Below are 18,386 nucleotides of genomic sequence, written 5' to 3' on the forward strand. Positions count from 1 at the left end.
CTTCATTAAAGCCCCCCTCTCCGGCCCTACGGGCCACCTCTCCCCCACTTTGTGGGGGCGAGGAACCGCTGCCGCTTGGCCGACGCTAATTCAGCTTGGGTTCCTCGCCCCCACGAAGTGGGGGAGAGGTGCCGAGCAAAGCTCGGCGGAGAGGGGGAACGTGAAGAGCGGATACGTTTCCGATCTCGCCCCAGGAAATATCCCATGACCGTCCATTTCATCGGCGCCGGGCCGGGTGCTGCCGACCTTATCACCGTGCGCGGGCGCGACCTGATCGGGCGCTGCCCGGTCTGTCTCTATGCCGGCTCGATCGTTTCGCGGGAGCTTCTGCAATATTGCCCGGAAGGCGCGCGCGTCGTCGACACCGCGCCGATGTCGCTCGACGAGATCGAACTGGAACTCGTGGCCGCCCATCGCGAGGGCAAGGATGTCGCGCGGCTGCATTCGGGGGATCTCTCGGTCTGGAGTGCGGTCGCCGAACAGATCAGGCGCCTCGAAAGGCAGAACATCCCCTACACTTTGACACCCGGCGTGCCGTCCTTCGCAGCCGCAGCGTCAGCGCTCGGCCGCGAGTTGACCATCCCGGCAGTGGCACAGAGCCTCGTGCTGACCCGCGTCTCCGGCCGGGCTTCAGAGATGCCGTCGGCCGAGACGCTCGGTGCCTTCGGCCGTACCGGCGCGACGCTGGCGATCCATCTGGCGATCCACGCATTGCCGCAGATCGTGGCCGAGCTCACGCCGCTTTACGGCGAGGACTGTCCGGTCGCCATCGTCGTCAAAGCTTCGTGGCCCGACGAGCGCATCCTGCGCGGAACGCTGGCGACCATCGAGGCACAGGTTGCGGCCGAGCCGATTGAGCGCACCGCCCTGATTTTCGTCGGCTGGTCGCTGCAAGCCGAGGATTTCCGGGAAAGCGCGCTCTACGATTCAGCCTATCAACGGCGCTTCAGGGGACGGCAGGGGTGACGAAGCTTTCAACTACTGCTCGGCCTGAACTCCGTCCTGCCGACCAGGGCCCCGCCACGGTCGAACACGGCGAGCTCCAACGCGATGTCGGGACGGCGCAGGACCGCGGCGGCCGTCCGCCAGGCGCGCTCGGCGATGTGATCGCCGAGCGCAATGCCCGCTGCCGCTGCGAGCTGGAACGCTTCCGCAACGGTGTTCGCAGCCCGGATCTTGCCGGCAAGCATCTCGCCGCCGCCGGCCTCGACCGCCACCGAGGCGAGGATGTCGAGGTCGGGAGCGCCGCGCTTCGAATGCACGTCGAGCATGCCTTGCGCGAGCTTGGTCATCTTGGCGACGCCGCCGGCCACGCTGACCCGCTTCACCGGATGCGCGCGAATGTATTTCAGCATGCCCCCGACGAAATCGCCCATGTCGATCAACGCGATTTCGGGCAGGCCGTGCAGTGCCTGGATGGCCTTCTCCGACGTCGAGCCGGTCGCGCCCGCGACGTGATCCAGGCCGGCCGCGCGTGCCACGTCGATACCGCGGAAAATCGAATGGATCCAGGCCGCGCACGAGTAGGGAATCACCACGCCCGTCGTGCCGAGGATCGAGATGCCGCCGATGATGCCGAGGCGCGGATTGAGCGTCCTCTCGGCCATCTTCTCGCCATCCGGCACGGCGATCTCGACCTCGAAATCGCCGGCGCTGCCCGCCGCCTCACAAACCGCCTCCGCGATCATCTTGCGCGGCACGGGGTTGATCGACGGCTCGCCGGGCGGGATCGGCAGGCCGGGGCGTGTCACAACACCGACGCCGGGGCCGGCCTTGAAGGTCACGCCGCTGCCCGCAGCGCCGTGCCGGACGGTCACGCGGAGCAACGCGCCATGTGTCACGTCCGGATCGTCTCCGGCGTCCTTCACCACGCCGACGCGGGCAAAGCCGTCGCCCGTTTGCCATTCGGCGAGGGCAAAAGCGACGCGTCGTCCGCCCGGAAGCCCGATCTCGACCGGATCGGGAAACTCGCCCGTGAGCAGCGCCGCGCAGGCAGCCTTGGCCGCGGCCGCCGAACAGGCTCCGGTCGTCCAGCCGCGTCGCAATTGGCTTCTCTCTTCGCTCATGGCCGGAGGTATAGAACCCCGCGCCGTGTTGGACAAACAGGTACTTGAATGAGGCTCGAACAATCGCTTGCCCGGCTTTCGCCCAAGCTTCCCGAATTCGAGGCAGGCCATGTCTGGCTCGCCGGCGCCGGACCGGGCGCGGTCGGCTGCCTGACGCTCGACGTTCTCTCCGCGCTCTCCCAGGCCGACGCGATCGTCTATGATGCGTTGGTGGACCCGTCGATCCTCGACGCCGCTCGCGAGAATGTGCAGCTCCACTTCGTCGGCAAACGAGGCGGTCGCGAGTCGGCGCGGCAGGACGACATCACGGCGCTGCTGATCCATCTCGCCCGCGACGGGCAGCGTGTGCTTAGGCTGAAGGGCGGCGACCCATATATCTTCGGCCGCGGTGGCGAGGAAGCGCTGGCGCTGGCCCGTGCCGCCATCCCGTTCCGCATTCTGCCCGGCGTTACCTCGGGCTTAGCGGCGCTGGCTAATGCCGGCATTCCGGCGACGATGCGCGGCTTCAACAAGGCGATCACGCTGGCGACGGGTCATGCGGCAGGCACGCCTGACGACGTCGACTGGGCGGCGCTCGCCCGGGCCGGCCAGCCTATCGTCGTCTATATGGGACTGAAGAACCTGCCCGAGATCGCCAAGGCGCTGATCGGGGGCGGGCTTGCGCCCGCGACGCCCGTCGCCGTCATCATGGCTGCCACGACACCGGTCGAACGCGTGCTGGTGGCAACGCTCGCCACTGTCGCCGAGCGCGCCGCCGCCGACGGGTTCGTTTCGCCGGCCCTGATCGTCGTCGGCGATATAGTGTCGTTGCGAGCCGAGCTTGCCGGCGCGGCGGCGGAGGCGAAAAGCGCGTGAGGGGGCACGTCGGCATGCCTTGCATGGAAGGTTGGCGCACTGCGCGCGCCCCTCTGTCCTGCCGGACATCTCCCCCACAAGTGGGGAGATTGGACGGCCGCTATGGTTTCGCCAATCGCCAGCGTTGGAGATCGACGAAACCGTCGATGACAGCCAATCTCCCCCCTTGTGGGGGAGATGTCCGGCAGGACAGAGGGGGGCAACGTAGAGCACCGGCCCAACCCGGAGAGCAAAAGTCATGACCGCCCGCGGCCTGATCATCGCAGCCCCTCGGTCGGGCTCGGGCAAGACCAGTGTGACGATCGGCCTGCTGCGCGCCTTCGCGCGGCGCGGGCTTACAGTCGGCGGAGCGAAATCCGGGCCGGACTACATCGACCCGGGCTTCCACACCGCCGCAACGGGACGGCCGGGCGTCAATCTCGACAGCTGGGCGATGCACCCTGCCCTGCTCGCGAGCCTGGCGCACGGCAGCATCGATGGCGCGGACCTGGTGATTGTCGAGAGCGCCATGGGCCTGTTCGACGGCATCCCAGCCGAGCCCGGCCGTTCGGGCGCAGCCGCCGACCTTGCGCGGCTCTACGGCTTGCCGGCGCTGCTCGTCCTCGACGTCTCCGGCCAATCGCAGACGGCTGCGGCAATTGCCAAGGGTTTCGCGGTCTACGACCCCGCCGTCAGGATCGCCGGCGTGGTGCTGAACCGCGTCGCCAGCGAACGCCATCGCCGGCTGGCAGCGGACGCCATCGAAGCGATCGGCCTGCCCGTCGTAGGGGCAGTCATGCGCGATCCGACCCTGTCGCTGCCCGAACGCCATCTCGGCCTGGTGCAGGCGAGCGAGCACAAGGCGCTCGAAGAATTCATCGAGCGCATGGCCGATGTGATGGAGAAATCGCTCGATCTAGGCGCGGTCCTTGCGCTCGCCGCGCCTTTTCTGCCTCCGGCGGGCAGCACCGCCCATGCGCTCGCTCCGCCCGGTCAGCGTATCGCACTGGCCGAGGACGCGGCCTTCACCTTCCTCTACCCGCATCTTGCCGGCCAATGGCGGCGGCAAGGCGCGGAGCTGGTGCCCTTCTCGCCGCTTGCCGACGAGCCTCCGTCGGAGGATTGCGACGCCTGCTGGCTTCCCGGCGGCTATCCCGAGCTTTATGCCGGCCGCCTCGCGGTTGCATTGCGGTTTCGCACCGGAATGGAGCACTTTGCGGCGACAAGGCCGGTCCACGGCGAGTGCGGCGGCTTCATGGTGCTTGGCAAGACGCTCGAAGATGCCAATGGAAAGACACATGAAATGCTCGGCCTGCTCGGTCACTCGACCAGCTTTGCAAGGCGCAGGATGAATCTCGGCTACCGGCAGGCGCGGTTGAGGAGCGACTGTCCCCTCGGCGGTGCCGGCGATACGATCCGCGGCCACGAGTTCCACTATGCGCAGATGCTCGATGACGGAGCCGACGAGCCGCTCGCCGACATCTTCGACGGCCAGGGCCAGCGGCTTGGCGCTTCGGGCGGCCGCCGCGGAAACGTCACCGGCACCTTCTTTCACGCGATCGCCCAGGGTTGAACATGGAGGACCGCTTCTCGCCCTCCAGGCTTCTCGCCGACATTGCAGCCTGCATCGGCTTCTTCACGCGTCTGCCTGTTGCCGGGCTCGGTTTTCGCGAGGTCAGCTTCGCCAATGCGCTGTGGGCTGCTCCGGTCGCCGGCGCGATCGTCGGCATTCTTGCAGGTCTCACCTTCGGCATCGCGAGCTGGATGGCCTTGCCGCCGACGCTGTCGGCCGTTGCGGCACTTGCCGTCGCACTGATAACGACAGGTAGCCTGCACGAAGACGGGGTCGCCGACGTTGCGGACGGCTTCGGCGGTGGCACGACGCGCGAGCGAAAACTCGAAATCATGAAGGACAGCCGCAACGGCACGTTCGGGGTGGTGGCGCTCGTGCTCACCCTGCTCGCCCGCTGGGCGGCAATCGCCGCGATCGGCGCGCCAGGAGCGGCCTTCGCCGCGCTGCTTGCCGCGCATGCTGCCTCGCGCGCCTTGATCCCGGGCTTCATGACTATGGTCGCACCAGCTCGACCGGAAGGGCTGTCGGCCGGCGTCGGCGAGGTGCCGGCCAATGTCGCACTGGCTGCAGCGGCAATTGGGCTGCTTGCGCTGCTTCCTCTTGGAACCGGGAGCGCATTCGCGGCCGTGATCTGTCTCGCCTTCCTGTTTTTCGGCATGAAAAGGCTGACTGAGCGCCAGATCGGCGGCCAGACAGGCGATGTCCTCGGCGCACTCCAGCAGGGCAGCGAGATCCTCGTGCTGTTCGTCGCGGCCTCGCATTTCTCGAGTTAGAGCAGAATGAACTGGAATGGAGTCATTCATCCTGCTCTAACTATTTGTTTTCACAACATGATCTTATCCAAAAAGTCAGCAACTTTTTGGGATCATGCTCTAGCTCCATCAGGGGATTCTCCATGACACGATTTGCTTCGCTTGCCGACCTGCGCGCAGCCTGTCTCGAGCTGACTGACGGTGACGGCAGTGCCGCGGCAGCTGCGCTCGCGCGGCAGGACACTCTGACCAAGCCGCCTGGCAGCCTCGGTCGGCTGGAGGAGATTGCCGCCTGGCTTGCTCGCTGGCAGGGTCGCGTCATACCCAGGCTCGACAAGGTCGAGGTCGCGGTCTTTGCCGGCTCGCATGGCGTGACCGCGCGAGGGATATCGGCCTTTCCGGCCGAGGTGACGGCGCAGATGGTGGCGAATTTCACGACCGGCGGTGCCGCGATCAACCAGCTCTCGCGTGCTGCCGGCGCGACCTTGAAGGTGGTGCCGCTCGAGATCGAGCGCATGACGGCCGACTTCACCATCGCTCCTGCGATGAGCGAGGCCGAATTCCTGACAGCGGTATCGGCCGGCTACGAAAGCGTCTCCAGGGATGGCGACCTGCTTTGCCTCGGCGAGATGGGTATCGGCAACACGACCGCGGCGGCAGCGGTCGCGGCGGCGCTGTTCGGCGGCACGGGCGCCGATTGGGTCGGGCGCGGCACCGGTGTCGATGATGCCGGCCTGGCACGCAAGGCGGCCGTCGTCGACGAAGCGCTGATGCATCACGGCGCTGCCCTCGCCGACCCGCTGGTCGCATTGGCCTCGGTCGGCGGTCGCGAGCTCGCTGCGATCTTCGGTGCGACGCTGGCCGCCCGCAAGCACGGCATCCCGGTCCTCCTCGACGGGTTCGTCTGCACGGCTGCCGCCGCCCCTCTTGCGAAGCTGCACGCCGCCGGGCTGGCGCACGCTATGGCTGCTCATGCGTCGGCCGAGGCCGGCCATGCGCGGCTGCTCAACCGATTGGAGATGAAGCCGCTGCTCGATCTCGGCATGCGGCTCGGCGAGGCCTCCGGTGCTGCGCTTGCCATCAACATCGTGCGTTCGGCAGTTGCCTGCCATGCCGGCATGGCGAGCTTCGCCGAGGCGGGTGTCTCGGAGAAATAGCCGAGGCCGGCTGATAGCCGGCAGAACCATCACATTTCCGTCACGCCGGACGAAAGCCCCGACGCACTCGTTTCCGACGCTGCATGGCGCAGAGGCCGCCCATGCGGTAGCTTGGCACAGCTGTAGCTTCCCGCGGAGGGGATCAGGCTGCGCTCCGGCAGGAGTCGGACATGCTGGACAAGATCAGAGATGGCGTTGCCGCGGTTCGGCGGACCGAAGCGCTCGATGTCGCGATCCTCTCGGTCGCCACCGCGGTTCCGCCGCACGTGCTCTCGCAAGCCGACGCGGCCGCTCGCGCGCTGATCGTCGCGCCGCAGTTCGCACGGCTGGACTGCCTCTATGCGAATACCGGCATAGAGACGCGACATGTCTGTGAGACAGCGGACTGGTACCTTTCGCCCAGGACCTGGGAGGAGCGGACCGCTTCCTTCCAGCGTCACGCCCTCGACCTCCTTGAGGAGGTGGCGGCCGACGCCATGGCGGAGGCGGGCCTCTCCATCGATGAGATCGACGCGCTCGTCGTCAATTCGACGACCGGACTGGCCGTGCCGAGCCTGGACGCCATGCTGATCAACCGGATGGGATTCCGGCCGGATATAGAACGTCTGCCGATCTTCGGCTTCGGGTGCGGTGGTGGCGTGGCCGGGTTGGCGCGGGCGGCGCTCCTTGCTCGCGCCATGCCCGGCACCAATGTGCTGTTCCTCACGGTCGAGCTCTGCTCGCTCTGCCTGAGGGTCAACGATCCGGGCATAGAGATGTTCATCTCGGGGGCGCTGTTCGGCGACGGCGCCGTCGGCGTGGTGCTGAACGCGAAGGCCGCAGGTCGCGCGTTGGGCCCGCCTGTGCCGCGCATCCTTGCCAACGGCGAGCATTTCTGGCCGGGCACCGAGCACATTATGGGATGGGACATCCTGAGCGACGGCTTCGGGATCGTGCTGAGCCCGGACCTGCCGAACCTGATCCGCGCGCGCCTCAGCGACGCGCTGGATGCCTTCCTCGATCGCCACCGGCTTTCGCGCACGGATTTCGACGGCTTCCTGCTGCACCCTGGCGGCCGCAAGGTGATAGAGACGGCCGGCAAGGTGCTCGGCCTCTCCGAGCACGAGCTTCGCCACTCCTGGGAGGTGCTGCGCCGATTCGGCAACATGTCCTCCGCGACGGTGCTGTTCGTGCTCGCCGAAGCTCTGCGCTCGGGCGCGACGGGCCGCCACTTGCTGACGGCCTTCGGTCCGGGCTTCTCCGCCTACTTTATGGTGGTAGAGATCTAGCCCAACTGGCCCGCCAGTCTTGCCTTTTGCCGAACACTGACGGGCCTGATCCATCCTGCTCCTGCCCTTGCCGAACAGGGCAGGAGTCCGTTGGCGCGCGATTGTCGCTCACTGGTAGAGCACTGCGGCGATCTTGGGGTCGTCGACGTTCGTCTTGTCGTACCAGTAGAAGCCGGTGTCGATTGTCTTGGGCAACTTCTCGCCCTTCAACGCCTTCGCCGCCGACTCGACGACACAGGAGCCGATACCGATGGGGTTCTGGGTGATCGCGCCGGCTTCCGCGCCGGACTTGATCGCCTCAATCTGCTCCTTGCCCGAATCATAGCCGATGACGACCAGCTTCTTGTTCGATTCCTTGACGCCGTGCAGGACGCCGATGATCGAGCCTTCATTGGCACCGAAAATACCCTTGAGATCCGGGTTGCCCTGGAGAATTGCCTTGGTGATCTCGGTCGACTTCAACTGGTCGCCCCCGCCATACTGAACGCTGACGATTTTGATGTTGGGGTGCTTTGCCTTCATCTCGTTGAGGAAGCCGTCGCGGCGATCGATGCCAGTGCGGCTGGTCTGATCATGCACCACCAGGGCAACGTCGCCGGAATCGCCGATCAGCTGCGCCATTTTGTCGGCAGCAACGCCGGCAGCCGCGATGTTGTCGGTAGCGCAGGTGGTCAGCGGGATGTCGCTGTCGACGCCCGAGTCGAAGGCAATGACCGGAATGTTCTCCTTCTGCGCCTTCTTCAGCAGGGGAATGGCAGCCTTGCTGTCGAGGGCGGCAAAGCCGATCGCCTGCGGATGCTTGGACAGATCCGCCGCAAGCATATCGATCTGCTTGTCGACCATCGCCTCGGTCTCCGGACCTTCGAAGCTGATCTTGACGTTCAGCTTCTTGGCCTCCTGTTCGGCGCCCAGCTTGACCGCTTGCCAGAACTGGTGCTGGAAGCCCTTGGATATCAGGGCAATATAGGTTTCCTGGGCCCACGACGTGCCGCAAAGTGCACACAGTGCGGCCGCGCCGACCAGGGCGCCGATCTGCATTCTGTTCAACATCGATGTTTCCTCCCTATTGTTGGCTGTTTCCGCCCAGCGAGCATCCTTGCAGTTCGCAGGCGTCGGCAGCTTTGCTGCGTTAACCAGGCTGTGGTTTGAAGGCTCCGAGGGCTCCTTTGGTCGACCTCCCTTCACATTTGCTTGCGCCTGAGAATATCGATGTAGACGGCGAGGATGATGATCACGCCCGTTACGACGATCTGCCATTCCTGCGCGACAGACATGATGCGCAGCCCATTGGTGAGAACGCTCATGATGAACGCGCCGATGATCGTTCCAAGCACTGTCCCCGAGCCGCCGCTGAGCGAGGTGCCGCCGATCACAACCGCTGCGATCGCTTCGAGCTCATAGCCCTGGCCGAGCGCAGGTTGCGCGGAATTGAGGCGCGAGGCGATCAGCAGCCCCGCAATACCGCAAATGGCTCCGGCCAGGACGTAGATCGCGATCTTCCAGCGATCCACGTTGACGCCCGACAGGCGAACCGCCTCCTCGTTGCTGCCCAGCGCGAATGTGTAGCGGCCGAGCGCGGTGCTGCTGAGAACGACTGACGCGCCGATCGCCAGCGCGAACAGGATCAACACGCTGTTGGGGATCGGCAGGCTCGGCAGGATGTAGCTGATCAGCGACCCTTGCGAAATCAGCGAGAAGCTTTCGGTGTCGGTGAAATAGATCGGCTTGTCGCCGGCAACCACCAGGGCCAGCCCTTTGTTCACAAGCATCATGCCGAGCGTGGCGATGAAGGGCGGCAGCTTCAGCTTGGCCACGAGGCTTCCCGAAATCGCGCCGCTTAGCGCGCCCGTAGCAATGGCCCCGAGCACGCCCGTCCACAACGGCAGCTCCCAATTGGTGAGGAAGACGCCGGCCATGACGGCGCATAGCGTCATCAGCGTGCCGACCGAGAGGTCTATCCCGGCGGTGATGATGACAAATGTCGAAGCGATCGCCAGCACGCCGTTGACCGCCGTCGACTGCAGGATGCCAAGCAGATTGTCGAGCTGCATGAAGGCTGGCGAAGCGAAGCTGAAGAAGCCCATCAGCAGGATCAGGCTCGCGAACGCGAACAGCTTCTGGCGCGCGCCGGCGCCGAAGAACCGAGGCCGGAAGATCCCGGCTACGCGCCCTTTCGTCTCGGTCGCAGCCATCTTCGTTTCCGCCATACCGGCTTTCCTCGCGCCATGCGGTCCTTCCTCCGCTCAGGCCGCCTTCTGCTTGTCGCGCCGCGTGGCCAATTGCATGATCCGCTCCTGGGTCGCATCCTTCCAGGCGAGTTCGCCGGTGATGCGTCCCTCGCACATCACAATTATGCGATCGCTCATCCGCAGGATCTCGGGTAGTTCCGACGATATCATCACGATCGCCTTGCCTTCGTCGGCAAGCGAGCGCAGCAGTTTGTGGATCTCGGTCTTGGCTCCCACGTCGATGCCGCGCGTCGGCTCGTCGAAAAACAGCACGTCGCAATTGCGCGCGAGCCATTTCGCGACGACGATCTTCTGCTGGTTGCCACCCGACAGCAGCCGTACCTGCTGCGTCGGCGAAGGCGTGCGGATATTGAGGAGCCGGATGAAAGAGTTGGCGGTCGCTCGAATTGCCTGCCGGCGGAGAAACCCGAATTTGAGATGCCGGGCCAGAGTAGCCATGACGACGTTGGACTCCACGTCCATGCCGATGGCCAGGCCAAATTGCTTGCGGTCTTCGGAGAGGTAGCCGATCCCGACCGCAACCGCGTCGGCCGGCGACCTGATCCTTGCCGTTCTGCCGGCGACGATGATCTCGCCTGTCTCCGCCCTGTCGGCGCCGAATATCGCACGGGCCACCTCGGTCCTTCCTGCCCCCATCAGCCCCGCGAATCCCAGGATCTCGCCGCGCCTGAGCATGAAGCTGATGTTCTTGACCAACGGCCCGCAATTGAGCTCTCTGACTTCGAGCGCGACCTCCCCGTGCCGTGCCACGAGCGGTGGGCGCTTGACGTCATCCGCCAGTGCCCGACCCACCATCATGCCGATGATGGCGTCGAGGCTCGTCGTTGCGGTCGGCACCGTCGCGACATACTGGCCGTCGCGAAGCACGGTCACGCGATCGGAGATCTGCTTGAGCTCGTCCATCTTGTGCGAAATGTAGATGATGCCGACCCCGCGCGCCTTGAGTTCGCGGATGATGTTGAACAGTTCGGAGATCTCGGCGGCATTCAATGCCGCGGTCGGCTCGTCCATGATCAAAACACGGGAATTGAAGGAGAGGGCCTTTGCGATCTCCACCATCTGCTGCTTCGCGACGGTCAACCCACCGACTGTCGCGCGCGGGTCGAGAGCCAGGTTCATGCGAACGAGAATTTCCCTCGCCTGACGATTGAGCTTGTCATCGTCTAGGAAGATGCGCGCCCGCCTGCGGGGCTCGCGTCCGATAAAAATATTCTCAGCTACGGTCAGGTGATTCATCAGCTGCAGCTCCTGATGAATGATCCCGATACCCATCATCTGCGCATCGCGCGGTGAGGTGAAGTTGACCGGCTCGCCATTGTAGAGAATTTCTCCGCTGTCCCGGCTGTAGATGCCCGCCAGGATCTTCATCAGCGTCGACTTGCCCGCACCATTCTCGCCGACGAGCGCGTGGACCTCTCCCGCAAGAAGCTCAAAACGCACGCTACTGAGTGCGCGTACCCCGGGGAAACTCTTGCTGACGTCGAGAACGGAAATCAGTTGCCGACCGCGGAAGTCTTGCGTTGACATAAGCGCCCTCATCGCGGGGCTGCAGCTATTCTGATGTGTGATACCACCTATCGAGCTGCCCCCCTCCTCAACATAGAGTGAGCCCCCGTGCCCGGTGTACGTCGGGCGCGTCGCGACCGCTCTGATGCCGATCGCCGATTTCCTTTGAACGACCCCGGAACTTCAATCGCTTAGCTCAGTTTGGGATGTAAATGCGGCTCCGACTGCTTGCATCGTCGGGACTGCCGTAAAACGACAACCGGGAGTCTATCTCATGGACGAAGACACAACCCGCAGGGGGCCCGACGATCCGTCGGGGCAGTCTGCGACGACAGAACGCAGTGCCGACAATCTGCGCACGGCGGCGGCAAATGCTGGAAATGCGGTCGCGAACGCAGCCGGAGGTATCGGCGAATCCGCCGCGAATGCGGCAGAGACCGCTCGCGACAAGGCCGGCGAGTTTGCCGAGCGAGGCAAGGCCGCCGGCGCGGGGCGCATGGAAGGGTTTGCGCGCGCAGCCCGCAGGGCCGCGGACGACCTCCAGGAGGACTCTCCGCAGATCGCCGGCTACGTTCGACAGGCGGCTGACGGGCTGCAACAGGCGTCGTCGTCCATTCGCAGCCGCAGCGTGGGCGAAATCATGGACATGGTCGAAGATTTCGCCCGTCGCCAGCCGACGGCCTATTTCAGCGGCGCGGTCCTCGCCGGCTTCGTGCTGTCGCGCTTCGTGAAGAGCAGGCCTGACCGCTCGCGACGCTATCCGGGCGCGCATACCTCATGGCAGGCATCAAGGCGGCGACAGGATCCCGCCCCCAACGCCGGCATGCCATCCGCTAAGCGCGATGACTTGCCATCCACGCCCTCCAGCATCGGGGAGATACCGTAATGGCCATGCACCATGACACACGATCCTTGCCGGAACTGCTGTCGTCCCTGGTCACCGAGATGTCGACATTGTTCAGGCAGGAGATCCGCCTCGCCCGCACCGAGACGTCCGAGAACGTCGGAAAGATGACCGGCGCAATCTCGATGCTTGCAGCCGCAGCCGTGCTGTTGATTCCAGGCATCGTGATCGTGCTGCAAGGGATCGTCACGATGTTGGTTGAACGCGGATTTGACCAGAGCTCGGCAATGTTTGTCGTCGGCCTCGTCACAATCGTGATCGGCGCAATCATCCTGTCGATCGGAATGGCCCGCCTCAGGATGTCCACCCTCGCCCCTGATCGGACAATCAATCAGGTGCGTCGCGATGCCCTCGTAGCGAAGGAGCAAGTGAGATGAGCACCAACGGACACCAGTCCAGCCACGACATCGAGCACGATGTCGAGGAGACCCGCGCCCGCATGGCTGAGACGCTGGACGAGCTGCGGGCTCGCATGTCGCCGGGGCAGATGCTTGACGAGGTGCTGGATTACGCAAAGGGTTCAGGCGGCGGCAGGATGATGCAGAATCTCGGCCGCACGCTGCAGGACAATCCGGCGCCCTTGCTCGTGATCGGCGCAGGCATTGCGTGGATGATGGCCGCCGCAAGACCCGGTGGCCGGAGCTATAGCCCGAGCACCGACCAGAGGCGGTTCGGCGATGGGCCCGACAGGGACTTCCGCGCGGCTGCATCCGACTGGACGGGTGGAGGTGGCCGGGAGTGGGCCAATTCCGCTCGCGACACGGCGCGCCGGGCCGGCGAGCAGATTTCGGACAGCGTGTCGTCTGCGACGGATTCGGCTGTCGACACTGCCGCGAGCGTCCGCGATGCGGCCGCCGACACTGCTGCAGGCGTTCGCGATGCCGCTGCGGGCGTCCGCGACGCCGCCGCGCAGTCTATGCAAGACATGCGCGATACGGCCTACCGAACGAGCAGCGCCGCCTACAGCAACGCGCGCGATTTCGCCAGCAGCGCCGCGGACATGCTTCGTGACCAGCCCTTCGTGTTCGGCGCGCTCGGCGTTGCGCTCGGCGCAGCTCTTGGCGCTGCGCTTCCCGAAACCGACCTCGAGGACGACCTGATGGGCGAAGCCAGCGACGCCGTGAAGCAGCAAGCCAGCGAAGCAGGAGCCGCCGGCTATGAAAAAGCCAAGGCCGTCGCGGAGAAGACTTGGGAGAGTGCTAGCCAGGAGGCAGAGCGACAAGGCCTGACGGCCGACAAGGCGAAGGAAGCGCTGGACAATCTCGGTGAAAAAGCAAACTCGGTCCGCGAAACGAGTGTGAATAGCGCGCGCGACGAGGCGTCGCGACAGGGCTTGATGTCCAATGAATCCGACAAGAGCGGATCGCAGGACGCCCGGCCCGGTTCCGAGGCGAGCTGAAGCCAGGCCAGACCAGTAGATCGAGAATGCGGAAAGGTACAGAGCGGGGGTTTTCCGGCTGGCAGATACTTGCTTTGCTAGCCCTGGCTGCAGCGAGCCGGGGTGCGGATGCAGGGGCAGAAGCCGCTGGAGAAGCTGAGCCACATAAATCGGCGGCACCGGAGCGTGCCGTCCCCGACCGAAGCTGGGTGACGATCATCAAGCACACATTTTCCAAGTTCTCGGAAAATCGAATTCTGTCCGTCTCCGCCGGTGTCACATACTACCTGCTGCTTGCCGTGTTTCCCGGGCTTGCCGCGCTGGTTTCGCTCTATGGGCTCTTCTCAGACCCCGCAACCATCCCGCAGCAACTGGACGCCCTTGCCGGCTTTCTGCCTCAGGGGGCGATGGACCTCATCCGGGGGCAGCTGCAGCGGCTCGCCTCGCACCGTTCTTCGGCTCTGGGGCTTGGCTTCCTTATCGGACTGGCAACGGCGCTCTGGAGCACAAGCGCGGGCATGAAAGCACTGTTTGACGCCTTGAATGTGGTGCACGACGAAGTGGAAAAGCGCTCCTATTTAAAGCTTACCTCCATGGCATTGCTGTTCACACTGGGCGTCATTGTATTTTCGCTGTTGGCCTTGGCGGGAGTCGTGGTCGTACCGGTCGTTCTGAATTTGGTCGGGCTGGGCCCTCTGGCGGGGACCTTGATGAAGCTGCTGCGCTGGCCGCTTTTGCTTATAATAGCCATGCTGGCGCTCGCGGTGTTCTACTACTACGGCCCAAGCCGGACGCATCGAATATGGCGCTGGATCAGCTTGGGAAGCGCACTCGCGTCATTAGCCTGGGTCGCAGTGTCCGTGCTGTTCTCGTGGTATGTGCAGAATTTTGGCAGCTACGACAAAACCTATGGCTCGCTCGGTGCGGCTGTCGGCTTCATGACCTGGCTTTGGCTTTCGACGACGGTTTTTCTCCTTGGCGCCCAGCTGGACGCCGTGCTGGAAAATAAATCCGCCGAAGGGAAAAAACGCGCAGCATCGAGAGAGGGGCCCGTGGCATTGCCAAGCAGCCGCCAGCGCCCCGACAACACAGGCGGCAGCCAATGACAGTTGCGCCGCGTCGCAGTTCCGGCTGCGACCGCGGTACCCTGGCGAGATAGGAACCCGGGGCAGACCTTGCCCTATTGAACCGCCACGCTTTCGATACTGCTGTCGAACCTTGCCTCGACAGTATCTCCCGGCATGAGAACGGCGTCTTCATCGACCGGCAGTTTCCGCCACTCTTCGCCGACCTTGCGCACGATCGTCACCTTCGCGCGCATTGTTTCGCCGGCGATCGGCAACGGCCGGGCGGACGCGCCGGCGCGCAGCAACTTCTCGCTGGCGGCGTGGACCTTGGCGGTGAGATCCGCCAGGCGCGCGCTGGTATCCTTCATCTCGGTCAGCAGGCTGATCCTTCGCTGATTGTCATTGCGTTCGTGCTGCCTGATAAAGTCCTCCCGCTGCCGTCTCGTCCTCATGAGCTCGACTGACGTTTGCAGCGCAGCGCTTGAGGACAGAAGCCAGCCGCGCCGGACATCCGCCAGCCTATCATTGGTCAGGTTGCCTGCCTGGAACACCTTGGTGACGCGCGCCAGGATTTCCTCGTCTGCCTTCATATTCTCGGCCTCGACCTGCTGGCGCTTGACCAGAACATCGATTTGGGCTGCTGCGTCCGTCTCGCCCTTCGCGAGATAGCTCTGCTCCTGCTGGAAATCGCTTACTGCGATCTTCAGCGCCTCTGCTTCGGCTTGCGCGATCGCCGCCCCAACGGCGGAAGGCAGAGGCGATCCCTGCGGCGGCTGCTCGTCGAAAGCCGTCTGATTCTGAAATTCGGCGCGGAGGCGGGCGGCATGAAAATAGTCCTTGGTGTAGTCACCCCAGAGAGTCTCGTAGTCACGCTTGAGATCGACGGGGTCGGGTTCCGCTTGACCTCCTCGCGCCCGCAAAAGGCTGAAGCCACCGGAGACGGCAATTGCCTGCCGTACCGTCATGAGCGGACGGTAGGCCTGTTGTCCCGGGGTAAGCACGTCGCCAGTCACATATATCGGGCGATAGTCGGCGATCACGGCAGTGACATCGCTTGGCTCGATTACGACCGTTTGCTGCCGCCCATCGGCCAGATGCTGGTGGAAGATCTTGGTCGGCACAAGCGCTTGGATGCGTGTCTGCAATTCCGACGCCGTCAGGCCCCCGACCGAAACCGTCCCGACTTCGGGAAGCGCGATATTGCCGTCCATCTGGACCACGAGCCGCAGCACCCTGTCCGAAATCGGCGCGATCGCTATCTCGACAGTATCGCCAGGCGCCAGCCGATAGGGTTTGGCGTCTTCGGCGGCAGCCATCGGAACCAGCGACATCAGAGCGACCGAGACGAGAACAATTCGGTGAGCGAAGATCATTTGGGATATCTCCTTCCTGGTCGACACCCCCCTCAAGGCCAATCCACACGGGCAACGAAATCGTACACCGGACCACCCGGTACCCCCCAATTGCTCGACCAGACGACCTGCGAGCCGTCTGGAGATGGCGAGGCGTGCGTCTCACTCCAGTAGTCGAACGGAACATTCCGTGTCTTGACTATAGGCCGCAGCTCTCCACTGCCATCGGTGCGCAACGCAACGACTTCCCGTGCATACGGCGCCCAATCCTGGTGCTTCGCCACTTCGTCGGGATTCCCGGCATAGCTCAGGAACACCCAACCGGGCCGGGCCAGGGACCTGAGGGACGCATGTTGAGCTTCGCCATACCTCATCAGTGAGGTGACCTTGCCATCTGACAGTCTCCGCTTGATCACCTGAAATTTGTCCGGATCCGACTTGCTGATTCCCACATAGATCTCGCTGCCATCGGCATCGACGGTCATGTCGCCGTGGCCGGGTCGATGATTCTCCGTCCACTTCTGGCGCAGCGCGCCATCCACGGAAAAAATGAAGGTCGGCTGGACGCCGTTATGCAATGTTTGGGAGCATAGGATGTTGATGCCGAGCGGAGAGATCGAGCAGGCGTTATTGGTCCCTGGAAGCTGGCCGAGTTCGATGTCCGGAAACTTTTGCCGCGAATTGAGATCGTAGCCAAATACCACCGCTTGGCCATCGCTGCGAACTGCGCGCACGGCGATGCGGCTGCCATCGCGGCTCGGATTGCCTTTGTACGGCCCGAACTGGAGATTGCGATAGGTCTCGGAGTGGAACACGATATCCACATGATCAGTGCGCGGCGCCCAGGTGAAGATCGCTTGGCCACGAACACAGATCATCAGGCTGGGATCCCTGGGATGCCATTCGCATTCGTCTCCACGATCGCGGTGGAACAATGGGACATAGGTGTGCCCGTCGAGAAAGCACATGCCACCACAGCCATTCCCGATGACGAGAAGGCTCTGATCCGCATTCCAAGCCTGGGAGCTTGAGTAGCGGTGGCTGCAGTAATTGTTGCCGCATACGATCCCCTCAGCGAGGACCCCAGGTCTGGTGATGCGGACGAAAATTGTGCCAAAGGCCGGATCCTTTGCCGTGTGCAGATAGTCCGGAAGCGTCGTCGCCGTCGACGGAAGCTGAGCCGCCGGGCTGCTTTGCTGACTTCCGAGCGCGTTCGGGGATATGGCGCCGGCGACACACAGCAACGCCAGGGCACACCAACATTGGGGGGTCATGTCATATAGCCCTTTTCGCGACGCACGCGGCCTTCGCTAAGGCGCGCCCGCCACCAAGCCAGGGTTCGTTCCAGGCCATCGCGCAGGCTGGTCCTCGCGCGCCATCCGGTCTCGGTTTCAAAGCGCGAGGAATCCGCCAGCAGGGCGCGGACCTCCGAGTTTTGCGGCCGCAGCCGGCTCTCGTCGCGGAGCACCGGCTTCTTGGAGCCACTCAGCTCGAGTACGAGATCCAATACGTCTGAGATGGTTACGGCACGCTGGCTGCCGGCATTGTAGGCGTGGCCGAATTCGAGCTCGGCCAGGCCAGCGGTCAGGAATGCCATAGCTGTGTCCTTGACAAAGGTAAGATCGCGGATCGGGCTTGTGTCTCCGACCATGATCGCCGGGCAAGTCGGGTCGAGAGTTTGTCGTATGATCGTTGGCACGATGGCTCTCTCACTCTGACGTGGGCCGTACGTGTTGAAGGGCCGCATGATGACGACGGGGGTATCGAAGGATCTGGCGTAGGACACCGCCATCATGTCCGCACCGATCTTGGAGGCCGAGTATGGCGATTGCCCCTGCAGCGGGTGGGTCTCGCTGATGGGCATAGTCAGCGCGGTGCCATAGACCTCGCTCGTTGAGGTGTGCACCACCCGTTCCGTATCCCATTGGCGCGCCGCCTCGAGCACGTTGACCGTACCCAGGACGTTGGTCTCCACATAGGATTGCGCGGCGACATATGAATGCGGAATGGCGATAAGCGCAGCCAGATGAAACACGATGGCTTGGCCGCGCACGATCCGGTTCACGAAGGCGCTGTCCCGAACGTCGCCGCGGACGAGTTTCAGCCGACTTCGAACGTTGTCTGGCAAATCGTCCAGCCAACCATGGCTGTCAAAGGAATTGTAGGCGGCCAGCGCCGTGACATCCGCCTCCTCGCGCACAAGGGCTTCGGTAAGATGCGACCCGATAAATCCATCCGCGCCTGTCACAAGAACTTTCTTGCCCCTGTAGGTCATGACCA

Annotated in this window: 17 protein-coding genes; 10 read left to right on the forward strand and 7 right to left on the reverse strand. The window is 64.1% G+C overall.

Annotated features, from left to right (window positions below; all coding sequences use genetic code 11):
- Positions 1-204: 204 nt before the first annotated feature.
- Positions 205-966: a precorrin-4 C(11)-methyltransferase gene (gene cobM, locus SAZ10_RS02130; RefSeq protein ID WP_318607503.1), complete on the forward strand. Its 762-nt coding sequence runs from the start codon at positions 205-207 to the stop codon at positions 964-966.
- A gap of 8 nt (positions 967-974) precedes the next feature.
- Here cobM and SAZ10_RS02135 read toward each other — a convergent pair whose 3' ends face one another.
- Positions 975-2,066 carry a cobalt-precorrin-5B (C(1))-methyltransferase gene (locus SAZ10_RS02135; protein ID WP_318607504.1) on the reverse strand — a complete coding sequence of 364 codons (1,092 nt, stop codon included), beginning with the start codon at positions 2,064-2,066 and terminating at the stop codon, positions 975-977.
- A 48-nt stretch (positions 2,067-2,114) separates the two neighbouring features.
- On the opposite strand from SAZ10_RS02135, the gene cobA reads away from it, so the two are divergent.
- The 5 genes from cobA (at position 2,115) to SAZ10_RS02160 (ending at position 7,650) form a co-directional block, all read left to right on the forward strand.
- Positions 2,115-2,921: a uroporphyrinogen-III C-methyltransferase gene (cobA, locus tag SAZ10_RS02140; protein WP_318607505.1), complete on the forward strand. Its 807-nt coding sequence runs from the start codon at positions 2,115-2,117 to the stop codon at positions 2,919-2,921.
- 238 nt (positions 2,922-3,159) lie between these two features.
- Positions 3,160-4,473 (forward strand): cobyrinate a,c-diamide synthase, encoded by a 1,314-nt coding sequence (locus SAZ10_RS02145; RefSeq protein WP_318607506.1) that lies wholly within the window; start codon positions 3,160-3,162, stop codon positions 4,471-4,473.
- Positions 4,474-4,475: 2 nt separating this feature from the next.
- Positions 4,476-5,246, forward strand: coding sequence for an adenosylcobinamide-GDP ribazoletransferase (gene cobS, locus SAZ10_RS02150; protein WP_318607507.1), 771 nt, complete (start codon positions 4,476-4,478; stop codon positions 5,244-5,246).
- A gap of 122 nt (positions 5,247-5,368) precedes the next feature.
- Positions 5,369-6,382, forward strand: a complete 1,014-nt coding sequence (cobT, locus tag SAZ10_RS02155; RefSeq protein ID WP_318607508.1) for a nicotinate-nucleotide--dimethylbenzimidazole phosphoribosyltransferase — start codon at positions 5,369-5,371, stop codon at positions 6,380-6,382.
- A gap of 170 nt (positions 6,383-6,552) precedes the next feature.
- The gene (locus SAZ10_RS02160; protein WP_318607509.1) at positions 6,553-7,650 is read left to right on the forward strand and encodes a type III polyketide synthase; all 1,098 of its coding nucleotides are present in this window, start codon (positions 6,553-6,555) and stop codon (positions 7,648-7,650) included.
- 108 nt (positions 7,651-7,758) lie between these two features.
- Here SAZ10_RS02160 and SAZ10_RS02165 read toward each other — a convergent pair whose 3' ends face one another.
- From SAZ10_RS02165 to SAZ10_RS02175, 3 genes are all read right to left on the reverse strand, one after another.
- Positions 7,759-8,700, reverse strand: coding sequence for an ABC transporter substrate-binding protein (locus tag SAZ10_RS02165; protein WP_412535140.1), 942 nt, complete (start codon positions 8,698-8,700; stop codon positions 7,759-7,761).
- 131 nt (positions 8,701-8,831) lie between these two features.
- Positions 8,832-9,842, reverse strand: a complete 1,011-nt coding sequence (locus tag SAZ10_RS02170) for an ABC transporter permease (RefSeq protein ID WP_318607779.1) — start codon at positions 9,840-9,842, stop codon at positions 8,832-8,834.
- Between the two features lie 51 nt (positions 9,843-9,893).
- Positions 9,894-11,426: a sugar ABC transporter ATP-binding protein gene (locus SAZ10_RS02175; RefSeq protein WP_318607510.1), complete on the reverse strand. Its 1,533-nt coding sequence runs from the start codon at positions 11,424-11,426 to the stop codon at positions 9,894-9,896.
- A 253-nt stretch (positions 11,427-11,679) separates the two neighbouring features.
- On the opposite strand from SAZ10_RS02175, the gene SAZ10_RS02180 reads away from it, so the two are divergent.
- The 4 genes from SAZ10_RS02180 to SAZ10_RS02195 are packed head-to-tail and all read left to right on the forward strand — an operon-like array spanning position 11,680 to position 14,793.
- A complete protein-coding gene (locus SAZ10_RS02180) occupies positions 11,680-12,291 on the forward strand; it encodes a hypothetical protein (RefSeq protein WP_318607511.1) in 612 nt (203 codons plus the stop codon).
- Positions 12,291-12,686 carry a phage holin family protein gene (locus SAZ10_RS02185; RefSeq protein ID WP_318607512.1) on the forward strand — a complete coding sequence of 132 codons (396 nt, stop codon included), beginning with the start codon at positions 12,291-12,293 and terminating at the stop codon, positions 12,684-12,686. Before SAZ10_RS02180 ends, SAZ10_RS02185 begins: the two co-directional genes overlap by 1 nt.
- On the forward strand, positions 12,683-13,708 hold the full coding sequence (locus tag SAZ10_RS02190) for a DUF3618 domain-containing protein (RefSeq protein WP_318607513.1): 1,026 nt from the start codon (positions 12,683-12,685) through the stop codon (positions 13,706-13,708). Before SAZ10_RS02185 ends, SAZ10_RS02190 begins: the two co-directional genes overlap by 4 nt.
- Before the next feature lie 26 nt (positions 13,709-13,734).
- Positions 13,735-14,793, forward strand: a complete 1,059-nt coding sequence (locus tag SAZ10_RS02195; RefSeq protein WP_318607514.1) for a YihY/virulence factor BrkB family protein — start codon at positions 13,735-13,737, stop codon at positions 14,791-14,793.
- Positions 14,794-14,867: 74 nt separating this feature from the next.
- Here the strand turns inward: SAZ10_RS02195 and SAZ10_RS02200 are convergent, their stop codons facing one another.
- From SAZ10_RS02200 to SAZ10_RS02210, 3 genes are read right to left on the reverse strand one after another with little or no spacing between them, the layout of a single operon-like run.
- The gene (locus SAZ10_RS02200; protein WP_318607515.1) at positions 14,868-16,127 is read right to left on the reverse strand and encodes a polysaccharide biosynthesis/export family protein; all 1,260 of its coding nucleotides are present in this window, start codon (positions 16,125-16,127) and stop codon (positions 14,868-14,870) included.
- Positions 16,128-16,159: 32 nt separating this feature from the next.
- The gene (locus SAZ10_RS02205; RefSeq protein ID WP_318607516.1) at positions 16,160-17,380 is read right to left on the reverse strand and encodes a hypothetical protein; all 1,221 of its coding nucleotides are present in this window, start codon (positions 17,378-17,380) and stop codon (positions 16,160-16,162) included.
- Positions 17,377-18,381, reverse strand: a complete 1,005-nt coding sequence (locus SAZ10_RS02210) for an SDR family NAD(P)-dependent oxidoreductase (protein WP_318607517.1) — start codon at positions 18,379-18,381, stop codon at positions 17,377-17,379. Before SAZ10_RS02210 ends, SAZ10_RS02205 begins: the two co-directional genes overlap by 4 nt.
- Positions 18,382-18,386 lie beyond the last annotated feature (5 nt).

The organism is Mesorhizobium sp. BAC0120 (assembly GCF_033542235.1).
GTDB lineage: Bacteria > Pseudomonadota > Alphaproteobacteria > Rhizobiales > Rhizobiaceae > JAWRCU01.